A 3,654-nucleotide genomic window follows, 5' to 3' on the forward strand; every position below is an offset into this window, starting at 1 on the left:
GCCAAAGAGCTGGAAGCTGCCTTAGTGCTTATTCGCAAAGCAGCAGCAACGCCCGAACTGGAAGCAGAGGCAGGCAGAGGGCTGGTTGAAATCGTCAGCCGGTATACTCAGACCTTTCTCTGGCTACAACGCTACGATGAGGGCTTATTGAGCGAACCGGCAGGTCAGCCCGGCGGTACTCTGGTCGATAAGTATCAGGCCATGACATCACTAAATGAACTGAACAGGCAATTAATTCAGCGAGGGGAGGCCACGGAGCTGTTTGCAAAATGTATCGCAATGGTCGCCTTATGAACGAGGATGACCAACCAGTGATTAACGACATAGGTCTTGCAGCATTGACTCTGCTGGTTGCAGAGTCAGACCCAGAACATAAAGACACCCTGATACGCTTGATTATGAACATGCTGACTCTTGGAACAGCCTGACTGTAAGTTACTTCACTTTCAGCTGAATCTGTCAATGCTTCACGCTGCTTCAACAGGTGAGGAACAGGATGAAAAGAATCCATCATGACCTTTTTATGTTGTTCCGGCATTGTTCTCTGTTCATTCAGATATAAAAAAATCGTCGTCTTTATTCTTTACTCATAAACTCCAGATGTCTGGAATGCACATCCAGATGGGTCTCCCGTATCATTTTATCCAGTGCTTCGTCTGACATAAACTGTTCGGAGAATCCCGGCATGACCGGATCCAGATGAAGCTTTGCGCAAGCTTTGAACTGTCTTATCAGATCCCTTGGGTTTTCTTCAAAACGTTGCTGGTTGATGGAGAACCCGTGAGTGAGATGGTTATTCAGAACACCGGTTGCCCATCTACGGAATTGAACCGCCCTTTTTGAATTGACTCGATAGCCAACAGAAATAATGACATCAAGATCGTAATGTTTTAGGTTTCGGCGTACCTGTCTTTTGCCCTCCTTTTGAACAACTAAGAAATCCTTAGAAGTTAATTTTTCCTCAAGCTCCTGATTTTTATATATATTTTTCAGGTGCATTAAGATATTTTCTGCTGTTGTTCCAAATACCTCACCCATTTGACGTTGGGTTAGCCAAACGCTTTTTTGGGCAAGCTGAACATGGATGCTTCCTGAATCAGTGGTAAAGATCTGAACCTCATTAGAGTCCGAGTTCATTAATTAACCTCTGTTCTGATTGTTAGAGTTGCATCAAGAATAGTCATTAATTGCTCGTGAGGTTATGCCATTTCCTTTTGCTGTGCAGCTTACTGACTGATCAACTCATTCAGATCATCACACACCGGCGCTGGATCATGGAAGCAGGAAAAGAATGGTTTGTATCCTGCCATCTTATTCTCAGCGAACTTTTACCCGCTGCAACCTTTGGTTCTTGACAGAAACAAACACTTGCTCTTTTTGTTAGTCTACTTTGCACAAACAGAAAGAAAAGATGGATAGATAATGATGGTAAAAACACTTTCTACGGTGCTTTTCTTATTGCTGCTTTCGCTGTCTGTTATTTGTCAGGCCGAAAAGCTGACAAGACGTTTTGTTGTCGAGTTTGCACCGCATCAGGGGACAGGTTCTCTGGACCGGGTCTTTTCCATAAAGCATAATCTGAATACATTGCCGGTCGGCTCGTTAGACATTGACGACACAAACGGCTGCCCGTATTTTTCGGCTGCAAACGAGCCAGGTGGATTGAATGGTTACGGTTTAGCCACCCGCTTTATTGCCTCGATTTACTGGCAATGGCTTTATCCCACTCACTTGCTGGTTGCTTACGAACTGGCTCTGACCACCAATGGTGCCCCCCTGGGCTCTATCCCTTGTTTGCGGCTACCTGAAAAAGCATTTATTGCTGTCGGCTGGCTTTTGAAAAGCTATTGGAACCCCGATTCATTGCTGTTTAACCCAATGGGTCAACCGGGGGCGGCATTTGTTTCGACACAAGTGGGTCATCCGTTTGCGATCATCACTAAGGGGCCTAACGGGCATGATGAACAAAAAAATGCTCCACCAGACCAGCCACTCGCGTCATCGTCCGGGCAGCAGGCCTCGGCAAGAACCACCCAGCTGAGAGCTTCTTTCACCAGCCCTCTGGATTCCGGCTCTGCCGACGGTAATGAAGACCCTGAACAACACCGACATACCTACGGCTTAGATTGTTACGTCGATGCCTGTAATGGCGTTTGTCAATTCAGACCACCAGCCGCCATCGGAGGGCTGGCTGAAGCAAATGAGGAGTGCCCCGTATGTCTTGACAAGCTTGACGATGTAATTACTGTTCCCTGTTGTTCGAAGAAAATTGACAGGCACTGTTTACAAAAGGTGATTCTGAGCGCTTCACGATGGTCCTGCCCACTTTGCAGAGGGGACCTGTCATCATTGGCACAATCACCGGATTTTGTAGCGGGCATAAAGGCACAGCAGGACTTACCAGATTCTTATAACGAGGCCTCGGGCATCAGATCCTCGCAAACGACTTATTTCGGGGAGGTCTCAGAAACAATCATCGAACCTGCAGGTTCTTTCACCAGCCTCCTGCATTCGAGCTCTGCCGACGGTAACCAACTGCATACTTTGAGTTTGTACTGTCCGGCCTACCCCTGTGATGGCGGCGTTTGTCGTTATCAAGTGCGAACAGTTATATTCAGCGAAGTGTCAGGGGCGTCAGAAGATATAGGATATCTGGATGATTTAGATTAGCAGAACCCAAGCCAGCCCCCTCCTTAACCATTAAGTCTTAATTCTGGACTTGAACATCAAAGCGGCCAGCCCACCCAATACCATCCCGGATACCAGACCTCCCAGGTGAGCGGCGTTCGCCATCTGCCCCAGCAATGGCCCGAGAATATCGGTATAGCCGATGACCAGCCACACAAGCATAAAGCCATAAATCGCCGGAGGCAGACCCATGTAGAAACTCTTGTCCAGCCGTTCGCGCACCATGCTGTAACCCATCAGCCCGTAAACCACGCCGGAAAGACCACCAAAGAGCACAGAACCCTCTGACATGACATATTGAGCGAAGTTTGACAGCACCCCGGTCAGAAAAACCAGTCCCAACAGATGGGTACCGCCCTGATGCCTTTCAATTCGACCACCCAGTACGTAAAACATCAGGGCATTGAACACCAGATGAAGAATCCCGAAATGAATAAATATCGGCGTGATCAGGCGCCAGCACTCATGACTCTCCAGTGTGTGCTCCAGAGAGGCATAGTAGATGTAGCCGCTGGATAACTTGAAATCCACGAAGGTGAAACTGGAAATAGCCTGAATGTTCTCACCCAGATGAGTCAGAACCGCCACCACCAGACAGACCGCAAGGATCAGAAAGGTGAAGGGAAAGCTTTTCCAGGGAATGCTTTTGAAGAAGTTTCCGACCTCGGCTCCTCTGCGGGGGGGTGCTACTTCCAGTTCAAGCTCTCCGGACTGCCAGTCCCGGTAGAACTGTTCTACTGCGGCCCCCTGCTGCTCATTCTGGGTCCAGAGCACCTGCTTCCCGGATTCCTCGGTAATTCTGTGGGGCACTCCCTGCCGATAAAGAAAGTAGGAAAGTGCACTCAAATCCTTATGTGCAGAAAGTTCCAGCACCCTATACATAGTCGACTCTTGTAATGCTCAAACGATTTAGTCTAGCAGCCTGTCGGACTTAAGCGTCCGTAGCGAGGATTGCAAGAAATTGAG

The 3,654-nt window shown here is 48.2% G+C and carries 4 protein-coding genes and 1 pseudogene; 3 read left to right on the top strand and 2 right to left on the bottom strand.

Annotated elements, in window-relative coordinates:
* Together KDK17_RS00785 and KDK17_RS00790 are read left to right on the top strand one after the other, a co-directional pair.
* Positions 1–294 (top strand): annotated as a pseudogene (locus KDK17_RS00785) (hypothetical protein); the annotation flags it as partial.
* Positions 291–428 (top strand): hypothetical protein, encoded by a 138-nt coding sequence (locus KDK17_RS00790; RefSeq protein ID WP_257274905.1) that lies wholly within the window; start codon positions 291–293, stop codon positions 426–428. The pseudogene KDK17_RS00785 and the gene KDK17_RS00790, both read left to right, overlap by 4 nt.
* A gap of 148 nt (positions 429–576) precedes the next feature.
* On the opposite strand, the gene KDK17_RS00795 is transcribed toward KDK17_RS00790, so the two are convergent.
* The gene (locus tag KDK17_RS00795) at positions 577–1,038 is read right to left on the bottom strand and encodes a virulence RhuM family protein (RefSeq protein WP_257287130.1); all 462 of its coding nucleotides are present in this window, start codon (positions 1,036–1,038) and stop codon (positions 577–579) included.
* A gap of 384 nt (positions 1,039–1,422) precedes the next feature.
* On the opposite strand from KDK17_RS00795, the gene KDK17_RS00800 reads away from it, so the two are divergent.
* Entirely contained in the window at positions 1,423–2,670 is a 1,248-nt protein-coding gene (locus tag KDK17_RS00800; protein WP_257274907.1) for an RING finger domain-containing protein, read from the top strand.
* 30 nt (positions 2,671–2,700) lie between these two features.
* On the opposite strand, the gene KDK17_RS00805 is transcribed toward KDK17_RS00800, so the two are convergent.
* On the bottom strand, positions 2,701–3,570 hold the full coding sequence (locus KDK17_RS00805; protein WP_257287131.1) for a rhomboid family intramembrane serine protease: 870 nt from the start codon (positions 3,568–3,570) through the stop codon (positions 2,701–2,703).
* Positions 3,571–3,654: the final 84 nt, after the last annotated feature.

Origin of the sequence: Endozoicomonas sp. SESOKO2 (genome assembly GCF_024606245.1) — a bacterium.
GTDB lineage: Bacteria > Pseudomonadota > Gammaproteobacteria > Pseudomonadales > Endozoicomonadaceae > Endozoicomonas_A.